1 protein-coding gene is annotated in these 287 nt (G+C 61.0%); it reads right to left on the bottom strand.

The window, feature by feature from the left end; all coding sequences use genetic code 11:
* The coding region (locus tag EN859_RS37365) for a type II secretion system F family protein (RefSeq protein WP_135913757.1) at positions 1-287 on the bottom strand (287 nt) is incomplete at both ends.

Here is a 287-nt window from a genome sequence, read left to right as displayed (position 1 = left end):
CTGTCAGGCTGGTGCCAAGTTCTTCTGACTGCCGAAATAGCACGGCAAGCGAACGCGCTTCCTCGAGACCGATTCGATCAGCAAGCTCGCGGAGCGCCTCTCGCAGCGGCTTGCCGGCACGCAGCTGCAAATTCATGATCGCAAGCTGGATGCCAAGCCATTTGTGCGTTCCCGCCATTTCCTGGCTCACGCGCTCGACCGCCGCCTCCAGGCTCCTGCCGGCATCGGCGCAGGTGATCATCATGTCCATGAAATCGGGAAAGCCGCGTCGGTAGACCTGCTTTTGC

The sequence above is a fragment of the Mesorhizobium sp. M00.F.Ca.ET.216.01.1.1 genome (genome assembly GCF_004010325.2).
Lineage (GTDB): Bacteria > Pseudomonadota > Alphaproteobacteria > Rhizobiales > Rhizobiaceae > Mesorhizobium.
This window is presented reverse-complemented; position numbering and strand designations above follow the sequence as displayed.